General features: G+C 68.9%; 20 protein-coding genes. 13 read left to right on the forward strand and 7 right to left on the reverse strand.

Annotated elements, in window-relative coordinates:
• Positions 1-202 (reverse strand): anti-sigma factor (locus tag D7V77_RS11495; RefSeq protein WP_147452044.1); only part of this gene is annotated, 202 nt, incomplete at its 3' end.
• The gene (locus D7V77_RS11500) at positions 202-729 is read right to left on the reverse strand and encodes an RNA polymerase sigma factor (RefSeq protein WP_217275954.1); all 528 of its coding nucleotides are present in this window, start codon (positions 727-729) and stop codon (positions 202-204) included. The genes D7V77_RS11500 and D7V77_RS11495, both read right to left, overlap by 1 nt.
• Positions 730-968: 239 nt before the next feature.
• Between D7V77_RS11500 and D7V77_RS11505 the strand changes: the two genes are divergently transcribed.
• From D7V77_RS11505 to D7V77_RS11525, 5 genes are all read left to right on the forward strand, one after another.
• Complete coding sequence (locus D7V77_RS11505) at positions 969-2,279, forward strand: DUF2185 domain-containing protein (RefSeq protein ID WP_120576316.1); 1,311 nt, start codon at positions 969-971, stop codon at positions 2,277-2,279.
• Between the two features lie 78 nt (positions 2,280-2,357).
• A complete protein-coding gene (locus tag D7V77_RS11510; protein ID WP_120576317.1) occupies positions 2,358-3,068 on the forward strand; it encodes a methyltransferase in 711 nt (236 codons plus the stop codon).
• A 45-nt stretch (positions 3,069-3,113) separates the two neighbouring features.
• Positions 3,114-4,037 (forward strand): DUF2381 family protein, encoded by a 924-nt coding sequence (locus D7V77_RS11515; protein WP_120576318.1) that lies wholly within the window; start codon positions 3,114-3,116, stop codon positions 4,035-4,037.
• A gap of 10 nt (positions 4,038-4,047) precedes the next feature.
• Positions 4,048-4,545, forward strand: coding sequence for a hypothetical protein (locus tag D7V77_RS11520; protein WP_120576319.1), 498 nt, complete (start codon positions 4,048-4,050; stop codon positions 4,543-4,545).
• A gap of 139 nt (positions 4,546-4,684) precedes the next feature.
• Complete coding sequence (locus tag D7V77_RS11525) at positions 4,685-5,038, forward strand: hypothetical protein (protein ID WP_120576320.1); 354 nt, start codon at positions 4,685-4,687, stop codon at positions 5,036-5,038.
• Between the two features lie 12 nt (positions 5,039-5,050).
• Here the strand turns inward: D7V77_RS11525 and D7V77_RS11530 are convergent, their stop codons facing one another.
• Positions 5,051-5,890: a Fic family protein gene (locus D7V77_RS11530; RefSeq protein WP_120576321.1), complete on the reverse strand. Its 840-nt coding sequence runs from the start codon at positions 5,888-5,890 to the stop codon at positions 5,051-5,053.
• A gap of 178 nt (positions 5,891-6,068) precedes the next feature.
• On the opposite strand from D7V77_RS11530, the gene kdpF reads away from it, so the two are divergent.
• From kdpF to D7V77_RS11560, 6 genes are read left to right on the forward strand one after another with little or no spacing between them, the layout of a single operon-like run.
• Positions 6,069-6,158 (forward strand): K(+)-transporting ATPase subunit F, encoded by a 90-nt coding sequence (gene kdpF / locus D7V77_RS11535; RefSeq protein WP_120576322.1) that lies wholly within the window; start codon positions 6,069-6,071, stop codon positions 6,156-6,158.
• Between the two features lie 9 nt (positions 6,159-6,167).
• Complete coding sequence (gene kdpA / locus D7V77_RS11540; protein WP_120576323.1) at positions 6,168-7,886, forward strand: potassium-transporting ATPase subunit KdpA; 1,719 nt, start codon at positions 6,168-6,170, stop codon at positions 7,884-7,886.
• Positions 7,887-7,888: 2 nt separating this feature from the next.
• Positions 7,889-9,949, forward strand: a complete 2,061-nt coding sequence (gene kdpB / locus D7V77_RS11545; protein ID WP_120576324.1) for a potassium-transporting ATPase subunit KdpB — start codon at positions 7,889-7,891, stop codon at positions 9,947-9,949.
• Between the two features lie 21 nt (positions 9,950-9,970).
• Positions 9,971-10,570 (forward strand): potassium-transporting ATPase subunit KdpC, encoded by a 600-nt coding sequence (gene kdpC, locus D7V77_RS11550; protein ID WP_120576325.1) that lies wholly within the window; start codon positions 9,971-9,973, stop codon positions 10,568-10,570.
• A gap of 13 nt (positions 10,571-10,583) precedes the next feature.
• A complete protein-coding gene (locus D7V77_RS11555; protein WP_120576326.1) occupies positions 10,584-11,747 on the forward strand; it encodes a sensor protein KdpD in 1,164 nt (387 codons plus the stop codon).
• The gene (locus D7V77_RS11560) at positions 11,744-13,579 is read left to right on the forward strand and encodes an ATP-binding protein (RefSeq protein WP_120576327.1); all 1,836 of its coding nucleotides are present in this window, start codon (positions 11,744-11,746) and stop codon (positions 13,577-13,579) included. Before D7V77_RS11555 ends, D7V77_RS11560 begins: the two co-directional genes overlap by 4 nt.
• Before the next feature lie 9 nt (positions 13,580-13,588).
• Here D7V77_RS11560 and D7V77_RS11565 read toward each other — a convergent pair whose 3' ends face one another.
• Positions 13,589-14,050 (reverse strand): hemerythrin domain-containing protein, encoded by a 462-nt coding sequence (locus D7V77_RS11565; RefSeq protein WP_120576328.1) that lies wholly within the window; start codon positions 14,048-14,050, stop codon positions 13,589-13,591.
• Between the two features lie 117 nt (positions 14,051-14,167).
• Positions 14,168-15,505: a sigma-54 dependent transcriptional regulator gene (locus tag D7V77_RS11570; RefSeq protein WP_120576329.1), complete on the reverse strand. Its 1,338-nt coding sequence runs from the start codon at positions 15,503-15,505 to the stop codon at positions 14,168-14,170.
• A 228-nt stretch (positions 15,506-15,733) separates the two neighbouring features.
• Here D7V77_RS11570 and D7V77_RS11575 point away from each other — a divergent pair, with 228 nt between their 5' ends.
• Together D7V77_RS11575 and D7V77_RS11580 are read left to right on the forward strand one after the other, a co-directional pair.
• Positions 15,734-16,108 (forward strand): hypothetical protein, encoded by a 375-nt coding sequence (locus tag D7V77_RS11575; RefSeq protein WP_120576330.1) that lies wholly within the window; start codon positions 15,734-15,736, stop codon positions 16,106-16,108.
• 408 nt (positions 16,109-16,516) lie between these two features.
• A complete protein-coding gene (locus D7V77_RS11580; protein WP_120576331.1) occupies positions 16,517-18,109 on the forward strand; it encodes a methyl-accepting chemotaxis protein in 1,593 nt (530 codons plus the stop codon).
• Positions 18,110-18,176: 67 nt separating this feature from the next.
• Here D7V77_RS11580 and D7V77_RS11585 read toward each other — a convergent pair whose 3' ends face one another.
• Both D7V77_RS11585 and D7V77_RS11590 read right to left on the reverse strand, forming a co-directional pair.
• Positions 18,177-18,482, reverse strand: coding sequence for a helix-turn-helix domain-containing protein (locus tag D7V77_RS11585; protein ID WP_233591760.1), 306 nt, complete (start codon positions 18,480-18,482; stop codon positions 18,177-18,179).
• Complete coding sequence (locus D7V77_RS11590) at positions 18,479-18,943, reverse strand: type II toxin-antitoxin system RelE/ParE family toxin (RefSeq protein ID WP_217279137.1); 465 nt, start codon at positions 18,941-18,943, stop codon at positions 18,479-18,481. The genes D7V77_RS11585 and D7V77_RS11590 overlap by 4 nt, the downstream gene beginning before the upstream one ends.
• Between the last annotated feature and the right edge of the window lie 36 nt (positions 18,944-18,979).

An 18,979-nucleotide genomic window follows, 5' to 3' on the forward strand; every position in this document is an offset into this window, starting at 1 on the left:
GGGCTGGGGGAATCCCCGTGGCCTCGGGAGTCGGCGGCGCCTTCGTGTGCGCCAGCCGTCCGAGGATGTCCGCCTGCAGCAGGTCATGGAGCCGCACGCCGCACGGCTCGCAGGAGGCCAGGTGCGCGCGGAAGTCCTCGTGGTGTTCGAGGGGCAGCTCCCCGTCCACGAAGGCGGGGAGGTGGGGGCAGTGGACGTTCATCAGCTCCCCAGCTTCCGACGGGCCTCGGCCATGTCGCGAAGCTGGTCACGCAGCTTCAGCCGCGCGTGGTAGAGCCACGTGCCCACCGTGCCCACGGGCGCCCCGAGCCGGCGGCCGATCTCCGCGTGGCGCAGCCCCTCCGAGTGCAGCTCGAAGGTGCGGCGCAGGTTGAAGGGCAGCGCCGAGACGGCCTTGCGCAGCTCCGGCTCGGTGATGAACTCCCACAGCTCCTGGTCCCGGGACTCCGGCTCCTCGAAGAGCTTGTGCACGTTGCCCAGGTTGATGGCGGTGGTGGCTTCCGTGCGCGAGCGGCGGCACTGGTCGAGGAAGCGGTTGTGCAGCACCCGCACCAGCCACGCGCGGCGCGCCGGCTCCGCCCAGCCGCGCAAGGTGTCCCACTTCAGCAGGGCCCGCAGCAGGACGTCCTGGAGCAGGTCGTCGCAAACAGTGGCATTCCCCCCGCAGATGTTCCGGGCGACCGCCATCAGGATGGGCTGATGACGGACCGCGAAATCGGCGTACTCCATGTCTGAAGTGTCGAGTTCTTCTCTCACGTGAAGCCCCCAGTGCCGGTACTTAAAAGAAAACGTGATAGGTTTGATTCCTTTAAAACCTTGTTAAAGCCTTACGGATGGGGGGCGTTGGCTGACAACGCTTGTGTCCCGGAGGGGTTTTTCTGGATCGCACCGCGCGTATGGGCGTGGGGGATGAAAGCCATTCCGTTTGTCTGGGGTGCATTTGACTGCGTGGCGTAGGGTCCGGAGCCATGGCGCGACCCGCGAAGACACCGAAGCCCGTGGAGCTGGGAGACATCGACCTGCCAGAGGGGGTGCTGCTCATCCTGGATCCAGGCCTGGGGCGCTTCTGGCGGCATGACTCGGAGCCGGCGTCGCCTCGGAAGAAGGCCCCGGCGGAGCACGACCTGCGCATCACCGGGCCGGACGCGGAAGCAGCGGGCCAGGCCTACGACCGTGAATTCGACCCGCGCTTCCTCTTCGACAGGAAGGACCCGGCGGACGCCGCGGCGCACTTCGAGGGGTTCGCCCGGGAGCAAGGCTTTGATGCGCGCGCGGAGGTGTTGTCAGCGCGGATTCCCCACACGGAGCGGGCCCGGCTGGCGTTGGAGCATGGAAAGGGATTGGGGGTTGTGAAGTACAACGGCCTGTGGGCTGTGGTCGTGGGAGGCCTGCCCTCAAGTCGTGGGTTGAAAGTGATTGGAATGCCCATGCCGCCGGGAGAGTTCGGCGGGCGTTGGCGGTCCATCGACATCGTCGTGGACGGGGAGGCGGAGGCGGCCCGGTCGGAGCAGGTGTCCGGGGTGATGGTGGACCACGGTCAATTGCTGTTCGCCGGGTTGGGCCCGATGGGACGGTTCCGCATGTGGGAGCCGGAGGACGGGCTGGCGGACTATGTGTTTCACGGCAGGGACGCGCCGAAGCTCGCGAAGGAGCTGGGCGCGAGCGACCTGGGCGACGGGCTGTATGGGTGGAAGGACCTGCCCATGGACCGGGTGGGGGAGAAGGCCACGCCGCTGCAGGAGCGCCTCGAGAAGGACGGGCTCGCGGTGGGGGTGGACTACCGGCCGCACTGCAACCTGGAGAAGTTGAACGCCGGGCTGCGTGAGAGCGAGGAGGACACGGCCTCGCTGGTGTTGGACGGCGCGCGCGTGGTGGGATGTGGGAACCGCTGGGGAGACGGCATCTTCACGGTGAGCCGGCACCTGGACGCGAAGGGGCGGACGGTGCGCGTCCGGGTGGAGCTGGGCACGGAGGAGCGGCAGAAGCTGCTGCGAGGCATCCGGCTGCGTCAGCGCAAGGCGCTGGTCACGCGCTTCATCACGGAGAACGGGGAACCCATCCGCTTCGCGGAGCGCTCGAAGCCCGCGGCGGAGGAGGACAGCGGCTGGCTCTTCACCTCGGGCCTGGAGACCGAGGAGTACATGGAGGAGAGCGGCAACGCGGTCATCGTCCCGCTGCGCTCGTTGCTGGGCCGGGACAAGGAATTGGACGCCATCCTGGACGCGCCGGTCGGCGCGGTGTTCCGGCGCGAGGGGAACGGGTTCGTTCCGGAGGAGTGAGCCGCCATCGAAAGATCCGCTGATTCCGTCTGAATCCCCGCTCTGCCATTCCGAGCGGGGCGGGCGCATCTTGCGGTCATGACCCACGAACATTCCGCACATGCGCCGGTCCATGGCTTTGGAGCCGACCGCGCGGCCCATTACGACGCCCAGGCGGCGGTGAGCCTCGCTGGCTACCAGGCGGCATATGAGCTGGGCGTCAGCGCCCTGGCTGCCCGATTGGACGGCCAGGAAACGGCGTCACTGCTCCACGTGGGCCTGGGCACGGGCGCGGAGCTGGTGCCCTATCTCCGCTTCAACGTGCCGGGCTGGCACTTCACGGGCGTGGAGCCCTCCGGCCCGATGCTGGAAGTCGCACGCAAGCGCCTGGAGGCGGAGGGGCTGCTGTCGCGCACGCACCTGCACGAAGGCGAGCTGCGGACGCTGCCGCAAGGTCCCCCGTTCGACGGCGCGCAGTTGATGGGCGTGCTGCACCACGTGGAGGGAGAAGAGGCCCGCGTCGAATTGCTGCGAGAGGTGACACGGAGGCTCAAGCCGGGAGCGCCGCTGGTGTTGGGCTGCCGCATCGGCCAGGACCCCGAGCTGACGAACGTCGAGTTCCGGCGGCTGCGGACGTACGGAGTGCCGCTGGAGAAGCTGGAGGCCCGGCGTCAGGCCATGGCGAAGATGCAGCCCATCGAGTCCGATGCGGCGCTGTTCGCGATGTTCGCGCAGGCGGGACTGGTGGCGCCGAAGCCGCTCTTCGTCTCGCTCCAGTACAAGGTCTTCCTGGCGCGCTTCGAGCCCTGAGCGCGGCTTGGACCCCCGAGAGGCCGATGCTATGTCCCAGGTTGTATGCGAATCGCTCTACCTGGGACGTGGGCGTTGCTCGGGACGCTGCTCGCCGGCGCGGCCGTGGCGGAGGAGCACGAGCACGCCGTCATCCGGACGCTCGTCCTCCCTGAGCAGCCCGAGGCCGCGCCCCAGCGCATCTACGTGAAGGGGCAGGTCGTGACGGTCCTCCGCTTCGAGCAGGACCTCTCGCCGCTCCGGGCACGGTTGGTGGGCGGAGAGGGGCGGTTCGAACCGGTGGGCGTCGTGGGCCGGAAGGTGGTGCTGGAGCCCCGGCGCGACCTGGCACCGGAGGAAGGCTTCTCCCTGCTCGTCACGTTGTCGGATGCGCGAGAGGTCCCCTTCCTCCTCCGTCCTCCGGGACGGCGCGAGCATGGAAGCGCGGACCAGCAGCTCAACGTCTACAAGGACCGGGATGGCTACGAGGCCATGGCTTCGGCGCTGGTGGACTCGGAGAAGGAGAACAAGACCCTTCGCGCGGAGAACGAGCGGCTCCACAAGGAGGAGGTTTCCGAGGACCACGCGTTGGCGGCCCTGCTGACCACGGGCGCGGTGGCACAGACGCCTTTCGGCGTCGCGGATCATTTCTCCGGCACGGATGGCGACACGACACTGGATGGCACGGTCTACCGGGGCACGGGCAAGGCTGCGGTCGTGTTCAAGGTGAAGAACCTGTCTGCTCGCCGCCCGTGGAGCATGAGCTCCGTACGGCTCGTGGGCAGGTCGGACACTCGCGAGCGGCCGCTGGCGGTCCGGTCATCCTCAGCGGTGATTGAACCTGGGACCTCGGGTGTCATCGGGCTCGTGGTGGACGGGAGCGCGTTCGTGGACAGTGGGACGCTGACGTCCCTGTTCCTGGAATTGTACCGGCACGATGGGCTGCGGCAGGCGGTTGTTGAGTTGAGCCCGAGCTTGCTCGGGAAGTAGGAACAGCCGCATGACCTCGCGTCGATACGTGCTCGTGGCCTGGATGGGCCTGTTGGCCCTGCATCCGGGTTGTGCGACGACTCTGGGCGACGTCCGCCTTCGTGCGGATGGAACGCCCATGTCGGAGAAGTGCCCTGAGAAGTCGCTGGAGGTGATGCGGTACCTGCAGCTCTACGTGGGTGAAGCCGCATGGGTCCAACTGGATGCGAACCAGAGCCGGGCAGAGCACATCACGCTGCACGACGGGCCCATCGAGAGCGTGTTGGACGAGGACATCGGAACGCTGGAGGCGCCCATGCGCCTCTACGGACGTGTCTGGACGGGCGGAGAACAGCCGGTCATCCGGTACTACGAAGCCCAGTTCCTGAAGGGAAAGGACCGCGTGCCCATCTGCGCGGTGGCGAGGCTCGGCTTCGGGCAACTGCGCAAGCGACCCGAGTCCAAGCCAGGAACCGCGATCCTCAACTCCCCGCGCGCGGGCGTATACATCGTGGACGAGTTCCGCTGAGGCGTAGGCCGACAGGGATTCGAGGTCGCATCAGAATTCCGAGGCCTCCGCCCGCCGCCAACCGCGCGGAATCCCTGAGCGGCCCTCCTGGTCCATGCCTTGCTGCGGGCAGGAGGCTGAACGACTCCAAGGAGCCACGATGCGCTGGATGCGGATGCTGGGCGGTTGTCTGACGGTGATGGCCCTCGCGGCCTGTGGGTCGGACGGCGAGGGAGGGCAGGGGAGGCTGAAGCTGCGGGAAGGACAGTCGCTGGACCTGGCGCAGGAGTGCGGAGTGGACCTGCCCCAGTGTCCCCAGGGCCTGTCCTGCCTCGTGCTCAAGCTGGACGGCGTGTCCAAGGCGCGCTGCGTGGATGATTCAAAGGTCTGCACCGAGTTCGTGTCCTGCACGGGCGGCACCCAGTGCGCCATCCTGGACTCATATCCCGGCCAGGTCGCCTGCTCGGGCAAGTGCACCTCGGACTGTGATTCGTCCGTGTCCCATTCGCCGTAACGGGACCGCGAATCACGGCGACAAGAGTCGGGGCCTGATTGCGTATGCCCCGAACTCTGTCGCATCTGTCGCGAGCTCACGGACCTCAGGCAGTTCATGGGCGGACTGCTCGTACTCCTCGAAGCTCTGGTCCAGTCGGTCGAGCGTGAGTTCCACGAGTGCGGTGATGTCGCCATCGTGGGACGCATCCAGTGCCGCGTAGTACCGCGTTCGGTCATCGACGAGCAGGGCGATGGCTGGATAGTGCTCCAGCATCAGCAACAGGTTGGCGAGCAGCCTCCCTGTCCTCCCGTTCCCATCCACGAAGGGGTGGATCGCCTCGAACCACGCATGCGCGATGGCGCAGACGACCACCGGATGCTCGTTCTTGGCCCCCGCCAGCCACTCACCGAACGCTCGCATCTCCTCGGGCACCTGGACCGCTTCTGGAGGCGGATGCTTCGTGCCTCCGATCCGTACGTTGATGCTCCGGTAGGCACCGGCGTTCTCGGGATCGATTGCGCGCAGGACAATGCCGTGTATCCCGCGCACGTCCTGCTCACCCAGCACGGTCTCCCTGCTGGCCAACCTCTCAACGAAGTCGAGCGCGTGCGCGAGGTTGACCGCTTCGAAGTGATCCTTCAGCGACTTGCCCGCGATGGTGATGCCGTCATCCACCACCGCGCGAGTCTCCGGCAGGGTCAGCCGGTTCCCCTCAATCGCATTCGAGTTGTACGTGTGGTGGATCCGGAACCAGTGCCGCAGGCTCTGCACCGCGGCAGGCGGCATCGTGGCAGCGCGCAACCGGCGCATGCGCTCGGTCGCCTGCTGAAGCCTGGGTTCGATGCTTTCGCTCCACCGGTACGGATGCACGCCAACCACCTCCTCTCCCCACTGTAACGCCGTCGCCCCCTTTCACCTCGCAGGGGTGCACGGAGCCGGTTCGTGCACATTGCAACCCGGCCAGGAGGCCAGCTCCCGCAACCCCTCGGAACGCCTGGGCCTGACGGAGGTCCGCTCCGGTACGGCGGATGCTCATGCTCCTGGGGCCATGAGCTTCGAATACGCCGCAGGGACCGCGCTCGCGGTCCTCCTCTCCGTCTACCTCGTCTACGCCCTGCTCCGGCCCGAGCGCTTCTAGGAGCCCGCCATGACCCTCATAGGCTGGCTCCAGACCCTGCTGTTCTTCGCGCTCGTCCTCGCGCTCACGAAGCCCGTGGGCCTCTACCTCTTCCGCGTCTTCGAGGCCGACACCCAACCCCTGCCTCGCGTGCTCGGTCCCATCGAGCGCGCCCTGCTGCGCCTGTGCGGCGTGAAGCGCGACCAGGAGCAGACGTGGGTCCAGTACACCGCCGCCCTGCTCGCCTTCAGCGCCGTGGGCCTCGTCGTCCTCTACGCGCTCCAGCGGCTCCAGCACGTGCTCCCGCTCAACCCCCAGGGCCTGCCCGCCGTGGGCCCGGCGCTCGCCTTCAACACCGCCGCCAGCTTCGTGGCCAACACCAACTGGCAGTCGTACGCCGGTGAATCCACGATGAGCTACGCCACCCAGATGCTGGGGCTGACGTGGCAGAACTTCGTCTCCGCCGCCACGGGCCTGGGCGTCGCGCTCGCCCTCGCGCGAGGCCTCACCCGCCGCCCCGGCCCCGAAGGCCGCAAGACCCTGGGCAACTTCTGGGTGGACCTGGTGCGCGGCACGCTCTACGTGCTCCTGCCCCTGAGCTTCCTCGTGGCCCTGTTCTTCGTGTCACAGGGCGTGCTCCAGAACCTCGCGCCATACCCCGAGCACACCACCGTGGAGGGCGTGAGGCAGACGCTCGCCTTCGGGCCCGTGGCCTCGCAGGAGGCCATCAAGATGCTGGGCACCAACGGCGGTGGCTTCTTCAACGCCAACAGCGCCCACCCCTTCGAAAACCCCACGCCGCTCACCAACCTCATCCAATTGCTGCTCATCTTCGTGTTGCCCGCGGGCCTCACGTACACCTACGGCAAGATGACCGGCGACACGAAGCAGGGCTGGGTCCTCTTCGCGGCCATGTCCGTCCTCTTCCTCGTGGGCGCCGCCGCCAGCTACGCCGCCGAATCCCAACCCAACCCCGCGCTCGCCTCCGCGAACGTCGTCCAGGCCGGGAACCTGGAGGGCAAGGAGACGCGCTTCGGCGTCGCGGCCTCCACGCTGTTCGCCACCGTCACCACCGACGCGTCATGCGGCGCGGTCAATTCCATGCATGACAGCTTCACGCCGCTGGGCGGGCTGGTGCCCATGGTCAACATGCAACTGGGCGAGGTCATCTTTGGCGGTGTCGGCGCGGGCCTCTACGGCATCCTCGTGATGGCGGTGCTCGCGGTCTTCATCGCGGGCCTGATGGTGGGCCGGACGCCGGAGTTCCTCGGCAAGAAGATCGAAGCGCGAGAGATGACGCTCGCGATGCTGTACGTGCTCGTCTTCCCGCTGGTCATCCTGGGCCTGTCCGCCGTGGGCGCGGTGCTCCCGCAGGGCACGTCGTCCCTCAACAACGCGGGGCCGCACGGCCTGTCCGAAATCCTCTACGCGTTCACCAGTGGCGTGGCGAACAACGGCAGCGCCTTCGCCGGCCTCAACGCCAACACGCCGTTCTGGAACATCAGCCTGGGCGTGTCGATGCTCGCGGGCCGCTTCCTGATGATGGTGCCGGTGCTGGCACTGGCGGGCTCGCTCGTGGCCAAGAAGGCCGTGGCCCCGGGGCCCGGCACCTTCCCCACGGACGGCGTCCTCTTCACCGGCCTGCTCGTGAGCGTCGTCGTCGTCGTGGGCGCGCTGACGTTCTTCCCCGCGCTGTCCCTGGGCCCCATCGTCGAGCACTTCCTCGGCGCGGCCGGAAAGGTGTTCTGACCATGGCCCCCGCAAGCAAGCAGGCCTCGCTGTTGGACCCCGCGCTGCTCAAGCCCGCGGTGTGGGAGAGCCTCAAGAAGCTCCACCCGCGCGACGTGGCCCGGAACCCGGTGATGTTCGTGGTGTGGGCCGGAAGCCTGCTCACCACGGTGTTCGTCCTCAAGGACCTGACGGTCTCTGGGGAACCCACCGCGCCCATGTGGTTCACCGTGTCCGTGATGCTGTGGCTGTGGTTCACGGTCCTCTTCGCCAACTTCGCCGAAGCCGTGGCGGAGGGCCGAGGCAAGGCCCAGGCGAGCGCCCTGCGCCGCATGCGTCAGGACACCCAGGCCCGCCGCCTCACCCACGATGGCCGGGAGGAACGCGTCGGAGCCCCCGCCCTGCGCAAGGGCGACCGCGTGGTGTGCGAAGCCGGAGACGTCATCCCCGGCGATGGCGAGGTGCTGGAGGGCATCGCCAGCGTGGACGAGTCCGCGGTCACCGGCGAGTCCGCCCCCGTCATCCGCGAGTCCGGAGGCGACCGTTCCGCCGTCACCGGAGGCACGAAGGTGCTGTCCGACCGCATCGTCATCCGCATCAGCGTGGATCCGGGAGAGTCGTTCCTCGACCGGATGATCGGCCTGGTGGAAGGCGCGGCCCGCAAGAAGACGCCCAATGAAATCGCGCTGCACATCCTGCTGGTGGGCCTCACGCTGGTGTTCCTGATGGCGTGCGTGACGCTGGTGCCGCTGGCGCTCTACTCGGGCGTGCCGCTGTCCGGCACGGCGGTGGTGGCGCTGCTGGTGTGCCTCATCCCCACGACCATCGGCGGCCTCCTGAGCGCCATCGGCATCGCCGGCATGGACCGGCTCCTGCGCAAGAACGTGCTCGCGCTCAGCGGGCGAGCGGTGGAGGCGGCGGGGGACGTGGACACGCTGCTGCTCGACAAGACGGGCACCATCACCCTGGGCAACCGCATGGCCACGGAGCTGCTGCCCATGCCGGGCGTGCGCGCGGAGGAACTGGCGGAGGCCGCGCAGCTCGCGAGCCTCGCGGACGAAACGCCAGAGGGGCGCTCCGTCGTCACGCTGGTCAAGGACACGTACAAGATGCGTCCGCGCGAGCTGCGAGCGCATCAGGCCACCTTCGTCCCCTTCACCGCGCAGACGCGCATGAGCGGCTGCGACCTGGTGGACCCGCACCCGCGCAGCATCCGCAAGGGCGCGGTGGACGCCATCGTCCGCTACACGCAGGCGCAGGGTGGCACCGTGCCGGAGGAGCTGACCCAGGTCTCGGGTCGCATCGGTGACGCAGGAGGCACGCCGCTCGCGGTGGCGGACGGCGCTCGGGTGCTGGGCATCATCCATCTGAAGGACGTGGTGAAGGGCGGCATCAAGGAGCGCTTCGACCGCTTCCGCGCCATGGGCATCCGCACGGTGATGATCACCGGCGACAACCCGCGCACCGCGGCGGCCATCGCGAGAGAGGCCGGCGTGGACGACTTCCTGGCGGAGGCCACCCCGGAGGCGAAGCTCGCGCTCATTCGAGCGGAGCAGGGCAAGGGCAAGCTCGTGGCGATGACGGGTGACGGCACCAACGACGCGCCCGCGCTGGCCCAGGCGGACGTGGGCGTGGCGATGAACACCGGCACCCAGGCCGCCAAGGAGGCCGGCAACATGGTGGACCTGGACTCCAACCCCACCAAGCTCCTGGAGGTGGTGGAGGTAGGCAAGCAGTTGCTGATGACGCGAGGCACGCTGACCACGTTCTCCATCGCCAACGACGTCGCGAAGTACTTCGCCATCCTCCCGGCGCTGTTCATGGGCGTCTTCCCGCAGATTGCCCCGCTCAACGTGATGGGGCTGACGTCGCCGTTCAGCGCCATCCTGTCCGCCGTCATCTTCAACGCGCTCATCATCGTGGCGCTCATCCCGCTGGCGCTGAAGGGCGTGCGCTACCGCCCGCTGGGCGCGGCGGCCCTCCTGCGCCGCAGCCTGCTCCTCTACGGCGTGGGCGGCGTCATCGTCCCGTTCGTGGGCATCAAGGTCATCGACGTGGTGCTCACCACCGTGGGCCTGGCCTGAGCACACAAGAAAGGAACATCCATGGTCTCCGCGCTCCTCACCGCCCTGCGCGTCAGCGCCGTCACGCTGGCCCTCACGGGCGTGCTGTACCCCCTGACCGTCACTGGCGTGGCGCAGGTGCTGTTCCCGAGTGAAGCCAACGGGTCGTTGGTGAAGGACGACCACGGCCGGGTGGTGGGCAGCGCGCTCATCGCCCAGGGCTTCACGCAACCGGGCTACTTCCAGCCGCGTCCCTCCGCCGCCGGCACGGGCTGGGACGCGACGGCCTCCAGCGGAAGCAACCTGGGCCCCACGTCCCAGAAGCTCCGCGACCGAGCAGTGGCGGAGGCGGACCGGCTGCGCCGAGAGAACCCCGAGGCCGAAGGCCCGGTGCCCGGCGAGCTGGTGACAGCGTCCGCGTCCGGGTTGGATCCGCAGGTGTCGCCGGAGGCGGCGCTGTGGCAGGTTCCCCGCGTGGCGCGAGCGCGAGGCGTGGACCCGGCGCGCGTGCGGGCGTTGGTGATGTCCCGGGTGGAAGGACGAACGTTCGGCGTGCTGGGAGAACCCCGGGTGAACGTGCTCACGTTGAACCTCGCGATGGACCGTCAGTTCGGCGGACCCGCGCCCACGGCCTCCCGGTGAGGAGAAGGCAGTCATGACGACGCGGCGTCCTCGCGCGGAGGACTTCCTGGAGCTGGTGGAGCGCGGCCGGCGCGGCCGGCTGAAGCTCTACATCGGCTTCGCGGCGGGCGTGGGCAAGACGTTCCGCATGCTGGAGGAAGCGCACGCGCTGAAGGCGCGCGGCGTGGACGTGGTGCTGGGCTTTGTCGAGACCCACGGTCGTCCCGAGACGGAGGCGTTGGTCGAGGGCCTGGAGGTCGTGCCGCGCCAGCGCATCACGTACCGGGACGTCACTGTGGAGGAGCTGGACCTGGACGCCATCCTCGCGCGCAAGCCGCAGGTGGCCATCGTGGACGAGCTGGCCCACACCAACGCGCCCGTGTGCCGTCACCGCAAGCGCTACCAGGACGTGCAGGAGCTGCTGGCCGCGGGCATCAACGTGATTGGTGCCTTCAACGTGCAGCACCTGGAGAGCCTCAACGACCTGGTGGAGCGCAACACCGGAGTCACCGTGCGGGAGACGCTGCCGGACAGCTTCCTCAAGACGGCGGACCAGGTGGTGAACCTGGACCTCGCGGTGGAGGACCTGCACGAACGGCTCAAGGCGGGGAAGATCTACGCGCCGGACAAGGTGCCGCACGCGCTGGAGCGCTTCTTCACCGGAGACAACCTCTCCACGCTGCGCGAGCTGGCCCTGCGCGAAGTGGCGGAGAGCCTGGACCGGGCCACCACGGGCAGGCAGGCCCTGGCAGGCGAGGACCCGTCCCAGAAGGGCGGCGCGTGGGGCCGGGTGCTGGTGGCCCTCTCCAGCCATCCGCCGCGCGCGGCGACGCTGTTGCGACGGGGTTCACGCATGGCGGGCCGGCTCAACACGGACTGGTTCGTGGTGTACGTGGAGACGCCGCGCGAGGCGCCGAACCTCATCGACGCGGAGGCGCAGCGGCACCTGCTGACGAACATCGAGAAGGCGAAGGAGCTGGGCGCGGAGGTGGTGCGCCTGCGCTCCAGTGACCCGGTGGCGGCGTTGCTGGACTTCGCCCGCTCGCACGGCGTGGGGCACATCATCATCGGCCGTTCGAACCAGGCGAAGTGGCGCCAGCGGTTGGGGATGACCGCGGACGCGCGCCTCTTGCGGGAAGGGGAGGGCTTCGACATCCACGTCGTGTCCTTCGAATCCCACGAGGAGAAGCGCCCATGACGCTGCGCTCGCGGCTGCTGCTGGCCCAGGTGCCACTGGTGCTGGCGTTGCTCTTCCTGGGCGCCACGGCCGTCATCACCCTGGCGCGAGTGGGCCGCTCCGGTCAGGAGGTGCTGGAGGACAACTACCGCAGCGTGCTCGCCACCCAGCGCATCACGGAGCAGCTGGAGCGCATGGACAGCGCGGCGCTGTTCATCATCGCGGGCGAGCGCGAGCGGGGCATGACCCAGCAGGCCTCGCAGCGCCCACCGCTGGAGCTGGAGCTGGGCATCCAGCAGGGCAACATCACCGAACCCGGCGAAGCGGAGGCCACGCAGCGGCTGCGCACCGCGTGGACGAAGTACCGCGAGGAGTTCGACGTCTTCCTCCAGGCACGTGGCCCGGAGGCCGCGCGCACGAGCTACTTCGAATCGCTCTCACCGGCCTTCCAGGAGGCGAAGGCCGCGGCGGCGTCCGTCCTCGCGCTGAACCAGGACGCGATGGTGCGCAAGAACGACCGGCTGCGCCAGCAGAGCGAGCAGGTGAACACGTTGATGGCGCTGGCGGTGGTGGCGGCGCTGGGCTTCGGCCTGTTCTTCACCACGTCGCTGGTGCAGCGAGCGCTCCGTCCGGTGTCCGTGCTGTCGCAAGCGGTGCGCCGCCTGGGGCAGGGCGACGTGGAGGCGCGAGCGGTGGTGGAGGGGCGCGACGAAATCGCCGGGCTCGCGCGGGACTTCAACACCATGGCGGAGCGGCTGGCGCAGTACCGCAAGAGCAGCCTGGGCGAACTGCTCCAGGCGCAGGCGGTGTCGCAGGCGGCCATCGACAGTCTGCCCGACCCCGTGCTGGTGCTGGGCGCGGAAGGCGGGCTGCTCAACGTGAACGCCGCGGCGGAGGACGTGCTGCGCCTGCGGCTGGACGAGGGCGGGGACGCGCTGGGCCGGGTGGAACCCGAGGTGCGCGCCGTGCTGGAGCGGGTGCGAGCGCACGTCGTGGGAGGAAGGGGCGCGTACCAGCCCCGGGGCTACGAGGAGGCGGTGCGAGTGGAGTCGTCTCCAGAGGGCGTCCGGTGGCTCCTGCCGAGAGGCAGCCCGGTGCACGGAGAGACCGGGGAAGTGGTGGGCGCCACGCTCATCCTCCAGGACGTGACGCGGCTGCGGCGCTTCGACGAATTGAAGAACGACCTGGTGGCCACGGTGGCGCACGAGTTCCGCACGCCGCTCACGTCGCTGCGCATGGCCATCCACCTGGTGGCCGAAGGTGTCGTGGGGCAGGTGACCGAGAAGCAGGCGGACCTGCTCTTCGCGGCGCGCGAGGACTGCGAGCGGTTGCAGGGCATCGTGGACGACCTGCTGGACCTGTCGCGCATCCAGTCCGGGCAGCTCCAACTGGACGTGCGGGAGGTGCGCACGGAGGAGTTGGTGGAGCAGGCGCTGGCCGCACAGCGCACGCTGGCGGAGGACCGGGGCGTGCGCCTGTCGCAATCCCTGTCACCGGACGTGGAGACGGTGCGGGTGGATCCAGACCGGCTGCACCTGGTGCTGGGAAACCTGGTGGGCAACGGCGTGAAGCACACGCCGCACGACGGCGAGGTGTCCGTGCACGTGTCGCGCGAAGGCACCCTCGTGCGCTTCGAGGTTGAGGACACCGGCGAGGGCATCCCCGCCCAGGAGCAGGCGCGCATCTTCGAGAAGTTCTACCGCGCCCCGGGCGCACCGGCGGGAGGCGCGGGCCTGGGGCTGTCCATCGCACGCGACATCGTCCAGGCCCACGGCGGCGAGCTGGGCGTGGTGAGCACCCCGGGCCAGGGCAGCACCTTCTGGTTCACGCTGCCACAGCCTGAACAGGGCTGAAGCCCGCGGTCACATCGGCGCGGACGTCTCCAGCTGGCGCATCGCTTCCTTCCGCGCGTCGGACGCGGAGCGGACGATTTCAGCGCTCGACTGGCCGAACGCGTCCGCGTCCATCTTGCGCAGTCGGGGCACCACCTCGCGCTCCTCCTCCGCCATGTGTTGCGCGGCCACTGCCTCCAGTTGCCGCACCGTGGCCTCGCGGCGGCGCGGGTCGTGGCGGACGCGCAACAGTTCGGAGATCAGCTGGGTCATCTCCCCGTGCTCCTCCACCGCGAAGTCGATGCGCGGCCCTTCGACGACGGTCCGCGCGACGGGATACACCCAGCGCTCCTCGAGGGTGCTGTGCAGGGTGAGCGTTTCGGCCAGGCGCAGGCTCAGCTCCGGCTTCTCTTCGTCCGGCGCATGGTGCCAGGCCTCGAAGAGGGCCTCTGCGTCGCGGTGCTGCTGGATGAGCACGTCGATGAGGTTCATGACGGGCCAGGGTTCGCATGAGCGCGCAAGGGCGCAATCCACTCTCCAGGATGAGCGCCCCTGTACGCCCCGGCCGCCAGTGCCGGACTGCATGCACTGGCGCACAGGCCGCCTGCGTCACGTCTCCGATTCGTACTTTTTGCGCTTGCGCCACAGCGTGGACGCGTCGATGCCGAGCAGCCGGGCTGCTTCATCCAGCGTCGGCACGGACGCCATCACCCGCAGGATGTGTTCGCGCTCCACCGCTTCCAGCGTGTGCGGCCCGCCCAGCGTCACCCCAGGCCCCACCGCGGACGCGATGCGCTCCGGGAACGCCTGCGGCTCCACGACGCCTGACGCGCCCACGATGAGCGCCCGCTCCAGCGCGTTGCGCAGCTCACGCACGTTGCCCGGCCAGGGGTAGGCCCGCAGCATCGCCTCCGTGGCGGGCGACAGCTCCGGGGCCGGACGCTGCGCGGCCTTCGCGAAGAAGGCGATGAAGCGGCGGGCCAGCGGGAGCAGGTCCTCCGGCCGCTCACGCAGGGACGGGAGCTTCACCTCCAGGACGTTCAACCGGTACATCAGGTCCTCGCGGAAGCGTCCCTCCGCCACGTCCTTCTCCAGGTCGCGGTGCGTGGCCGCCACCACGCGCACGTCCGCCTTGCGCGTGCGTCCCTCGCCCAGCCGTTCGAACTGCTTCTCCTGCAGGAAGCGCAACAGCTGCGCCTGGAGCGAGGGGCTCATCTCCGCCACTTCATCCAGGAAGAGCGTGCCCCCTTCCGCCTGCTCCACGCGCCCCGGCTGGTCCTTCACCGCGCCCGTGAAGGCGCCGCGCGCGTGGCCGAACAGCTCGCTCGCCAGCAGTTGTTCGGACAGGGTGGGGCAGTTGATGGTGACGAAGGGCCGCTTGCGCCGGGCGCTCATCGAATGCAGCGCCCGCGCGAGCACCCCCTTGCCCGTGCCGCTCTCCCCGCGCAGCAGCACGGATGCGTCGGACGTGGCCGCGCGCTGGATGAAGCCAATGGCCGCGTGCATGGCCGGCGACGCCGTCTCCAGCGTGGCCTCCGGCACCGCCTGCGCCAGCTGTCCCTCCAGGTCCCCCAGCTGAGAAGTCAGCTCACGCTGCGCCTTCGCGCGCTCCAGGACGTGGCGGATCTGCGCGGGGGTGAACGGCTTGGGCAGGTAGTCGCGCGCGCCGCGCTTCACCGCCTCCACGGCCGTGTCGAACGTCGCGTAGGCGGTGATGAGGATGACGTCCAGCGCGGGGGATTCGGCGAGCAGGCGGGGCAGCAGCTCCAGTCCGGACGCGTTGCCCAGCCGCAGGTCCACGAACGCCAGGTCCGCCGGGCCTTGAGCGAGCGCCGCGAGCGCGGCCTCTGGCGTGGCGGCCTCGCGCACCTCGCAGCCCAGGCCTTCCAGGCACACCCGCAGGGTGTGGCGGATGTTTCGCTCGTCGTCCACCACGAGCACCCGCATGGGGCGCTCCGTCGCCTCGGTACTGGCACGCACTTCCATGGGCACAGTCTAAGAGCACGCCGTGTGCCGGGCCCGTCTGTCGGATGCCGGGCGGCGCAAGCCCTGGGGGCGCACTGCATCCGGCACGATGTGCCCCGGGTGGCGGTTGCAAGGTGCAACGCGGAACGGGCTGGTGTCTGCTGCGGCGTGGCCGTGCGGCTGGCACGCGCCATGGATGGAAGGGAGCCCATGAGCAACGAAGGGACGCCTCCGGACGAGGGGGGCGAGGAGAAGAACATCTTCGCGAAGGAGCTGGTCCCACCGCCCAGCATCTGGCTGCGCAAGGGCACCTGGCTGGCCCTCGTCTTCATATCGATGGTGGGCGTCTTCATCTGGCTCCAGGGCGGGGAGGACCGCGCGCTGGACGCCATGTCCCCCTCGCAGCGCGAGGCCCTCTTCTCGGACACCCGCGACGAGTTCCGCCTGCTCTGCCTGGCGGATGGCGGCGCCTCGCGCTGGCCCAAGAAGTGCGCGAATCACGCGGCGTTCCTCGTCCGCTTCTCCGAGTGCGACGACACCTGCCGCCGCGAGGTGGAGCCCTTCCTCCCACATCCCACCCGCTGAGCGCCGCCGAGCAGCCGGGCCAGGGCCTGTGTGGACGCACCCAGGCCACCGTCACCGGCAGTGAAGCCCATGCCGGACGGCTGGAATGATCGCGCCAGGGTGCCTTCCGGGCCCCCTTTGTGGACGTGAGGCGTCCTCCACCGAGTGTCCCACCTGACAGGATGAAGTGTCCCGTATGACCCTGCGGGGCAATGCAGACCCGTTTGCAGGATATTTCAAGGGACGCGGGCTTGAGTCGGGGGGAGAGGTGTTGTCTATCCTACGAGTCCTGACGGAGCCCCGGTCCTCGGGGGAGCCCATTGGGGCCGCGGAAGGATGAGCGACAATGAGCTGGCGCAGCAGGCCCGGCGCGGGAGTACGGCCGCGCTTCATCGGGATGGGTGACATGGGCCCGCGAGGGGGTGCGTGATGGCGATGAGGCTCAAGCAGAAGATGATGGTGCTGCCGACGGTGGCGGCGGTGTTCCTGGTGGCCATCGTGGCGGTGACGGTGGTGCTGGGCGCGCGCACGCGGAGTGCCTCGGAGCGCATTGGTTCCAGCCTGGCGCCGTCGGTGAGCCAGGCGCAGACGTCCCGCGCCGGGTTCGCCGCGTTGCACCAGGACGTGGGCGACGCGGTGGCGCTGCACGCGGTGAAGCAGGAGACGCTGGACGCGCAGGTGACGGAGCTCCAGAAGGGGCTCACTGCGCTGCGAGCGTTTCCGGACGTGGATGGCCCGAAGGTGGAGGCGCTGCAGGGGGCCTTCACGCGCTACTGGCAGGAGGCGTCGCAGGTGGTGGCGCTGGCGGCGCGCAATGACGCGGCCGCGGAAGCCGCGCTCGCGAAGCTGGAGCCCGCGTACCGGACGATGCACACCGGCCTGGAGTCCGTGACGGCGCAGCAGGAGGCGTCGCAGCGAGAGACCTTCATGGAGGTGTCGTCGCTGCACGGCATGACGCTGACGTGGGTGCTGGTGTTGGCTGTGACGTGCATCGTGGCGCTCGCGGTGGCCACGGTGTGGCTGCTGCGCGAGGTGACGACGCCCCTGGCGCGGCTGACGGCGACGGCGACACGCATCGTGCGGGAAGGCGACCTGTCGCTGGCCATCGACACGAGCGCGCAGGATGAAGTGGGTGAGCTGGCGCGCAGCATCCAGACGCTGATGACGCGGCTGGTTTCGGTGCCCAACACGCTGCGCGCGGTGGTGACGGAGCTGACGGCGGCGGCGTCGCGGCTGAACGCGGCGAGCCACGAGCAGCTCAACTTCCTGACCAGTCAGTCGCGCAGCCTGACGGAGGCCAGCTCCACCATCGCGGAGATCGCCCAGACGTCCGGCATGGCGGCCAGCCGCGCGGAGATGGTGTTGAAGGTGGCGGCGCAGGCGGACGCGTACAGCGCCTCCGGGCAGGTGTCCATCGAGCGCAGCGCGGAAGGGTTGCAGCAGATCCGCGCGCGGGTGGGCGCGCTGGTGGGGAGCATTGGCGTGCTGTCCGAGCAGGCGGTGCACGCGGGTGAAATCATCGGCAGCGTGAAGGACCTGGCGGACCAGTCGAACGTGCTCGCGTTGAACGCGGCCATCGAGGCGGCGCGGGCCGGCGAGGAAGGCCGTGGCTTCGCGGTGGTGGCCAAGGAGATGCGGGCGCTGAGCAGCCAGTCGCTGCAGAGCACACAGCGCATCGGGAAGATCCTCCTGGAGATCAACCAGGCCATCCGCGAGACGGTGGGCATCGCGGAGGAGGACAGCCAGAAGATGGAGGAGGGCATCGAGCAGGTGCTCTCGTCCGCCACGACGCTGAAGGACATCACCCAGGTGGTGCAGGAGAGCAGCCAGGCGGCGCGGCAGATCGTCGCCTCGGTGACGCAGCAGAACGCGGGCATCACGCAGATGACCGAAGTGGTGACGCAGCTGTCGGAGATGATGAGCGACGTGGTGATGGCCACGAGCAACGCCGAGCAGGCGGTGGGGCAGATCAACACCTCCCTGGGCAAGCTCCAGGAGCTGTCCACCACCTTCCGCGTCTAGCCGTCCAAGACAGCGTCAAGCAGGGCCCACGGGCCGCTCCGGAAACACCGGGGCGGCCTGTTGTGCGTCAGACGCCCTTGAGGATGATCCGCTTGTCGCCGAAGACGGCGGAGACTTCGATTTCTCCGCCCATGGCCTCCACGGCGCGCCGGAGTGTGGAGAGCCGGTGATCGTCCCGGGCTTCGGTCTGGGAGAGCTGACCCTGGGAGATGCCCATCCGTTCAGCGAGCTGCGTCTGCGTCATCCCCGCGAACTCGCGCACCTCCCGCAGACTCATCTCCAGGAGTTCCTTCCGGACGCGCTCATCCTGTTCCTTGAGTTGCGCTGGCGTGAACTTCTCCCGGCGCATCCCCTTCCAGCTGTGGAGCTTCATGACTCCGTCTCCTCGCGCTCGTTCTTCGAATCGTCATGAAGTCCGGCGGCCCTCTCCCAGAGGTAGCGCAGCCAGATCTTCTCCGCCTGGGGGATCATTCTCTCGTAGAAGCGCTTGTCTCCGGTCTTGTCGCCCCCCAGGAGCAGGACCACGTTGCGCGCAGGATCGAAGGCGTAGAAGACCCGGAGGGGATGCCCTCCGGACTGGATGCGGAGCTCCCGGAGCGGTTGGGAAGTGCCCTTGATCTGGCTGCTGTATGGGAACCCAAGTGTGACCCCCTTCGCGGCCAGAAGCTCCACCCCGTGGTCCACGGACCGCGCCGTCTCTTCGTCGAGAGCAAGGAACCAGTCCCGGAACTCATCGGTTCCGAAGACTTCAATCCCATGAGACGGAATATCATTCCTGGATGATATTCCGTCAAGATGATGGGGGGACGGCTTTGTGCGCTTGGAATGGGGCAGGGTCGCGTGCTCCCGTCGAGAGAAGACGGGAGACGC

The organism is Corallococcus sp. CA041A, assembly GCF_003612075.1.
Classification (GTDB): domain Bacteria; phylum Myxococcota; class Myxococcia; order Myxococcales; family Myxococcaceae; genus Corallococcus; species Corallococcus exiguus.

Excerpts from the sequence above, each read along its gene's own strand:
- D7V77_RS11565 (WP_120576328.1), bottom strand. The coding sequence starts at position 14,050 with ATGAACCTCATCGACGTGCTCATCCAGCAGCACCGCGACGCAGAGGCC.
- D7V77_RS11560 (WP_120576327.1), top strand. The coding sequence starts at position 11,744 with ATGACGCTGCGCTCGCGGCTGCTGCTGGCCCAGGTGCCACTGGTGCTG.
- D7V77_RS11505 (WP_120576316.1), top strand. The coding sequence starts at position 969 with ATGGCGCGACCCGCGAAGACACCGAAGCCCGTGGAGCTGGGAGACATC.
- D7V77_RS11570 (WP_120576329.1), bottom strand. The coding sequence starts at position 15,505 with ATGCGGGTGCTCGTGGTGGACGACGAGCGAAACATCCGCCACACCCTG.
- D7V77_RS11510 (WP_120576317.1), top strand. The coding sequence starts at position 2,358 with ATGACCCACGAACATTCCGCACATGCGCCGGTCCATGGCTTTGGAGCC.
- D7V77_RS11525 (WP_120576320.1), top strand. The coding sequence starts at position 4,685 with ATGCGCTGGATGCGGATGCTGGGCGGTTGTCTGACGGTGATGGCCCTC.
- kdpC (WP_120576325.1), top strand. The coding sequence starts at position 9,971 with ATGGTCTCCGCGCTCCTCACCGCCCTGCGCGTCAGCGCCGTCACGCTG.
- D7V77_RS11575 (WP_120576330.1), top strand. The coding sequence starts at position 15,734 with ATGAGCAACGAAGGGACGCCTCCGGACGAGGGGGGCGAGGAGAAGAAC.
- D7V77_RS11515 (WP_120576318.1), top strand. The coding sequence starts at position 3,114 with ATGCGAATCGCTCTACCTGGGACGTGGGCGTTGCTCGGGACGCTGCTC.
- kdpA (WP_120576323.1), top strand. The coding sequence starts at position 6,168 with ATGACCCTCATAGGCTGGCTCCAGACCCTGCTGTTCTTCGCGCTCGTC.
- D7V77_RS11580 (WP_120576331.1), top strand. The coding sequence starts at position 16,517 with ATGGCGATGAGGCTCAAGCAGAAGATGATGGTGCTGCCGACGGTGGCG.
- D7V77_RS11585 (WP_233591760.1), bottom strand. The coding sequence starts at position 18,482 with ATGAAGCTCCACAGCTGGAAGGGGATGCGCCGGGAGAAGTTCACGCCA.
- kdpF (WP_120576322.1), top strand. The coding sequence starts at position 6,069 with ATGAGCTTCGAATACGCCGCAGGGACCGCGCTCGCGGTCCTCCTCTCC.
- kdpB (WP_120576324.1), top strand. The coding sequence starts at position 7,889 with ATGGCCCCCGCAAGCAAGCAGGCCTCGCTGTTGGACCCCGCGCTGCTC.
- D7V77_RS11555 (WP_120576326.1), top strand. The coding sequence starts at position 10,584 with ATGACGACGCGGCGTCCTCGCGCGGAGGACTTCCTGGAGCTGGTGGAG.
- D7V77_RS11500 (WP_217275954.1), bottom strand. The coding sequence starts at position 729 with ATGGAGTACGCCGATTTCGCGGTCCGTCATCAGCCCATCCTGATGGCG.
- D7V77_RS11520 (WP_120576319.1), top strand. The coding sequence starts at position 4,048 with ATGACCTCGCGTCGATACGTGCTCGTGGCCTGGATGGGCCTGTTGGCC.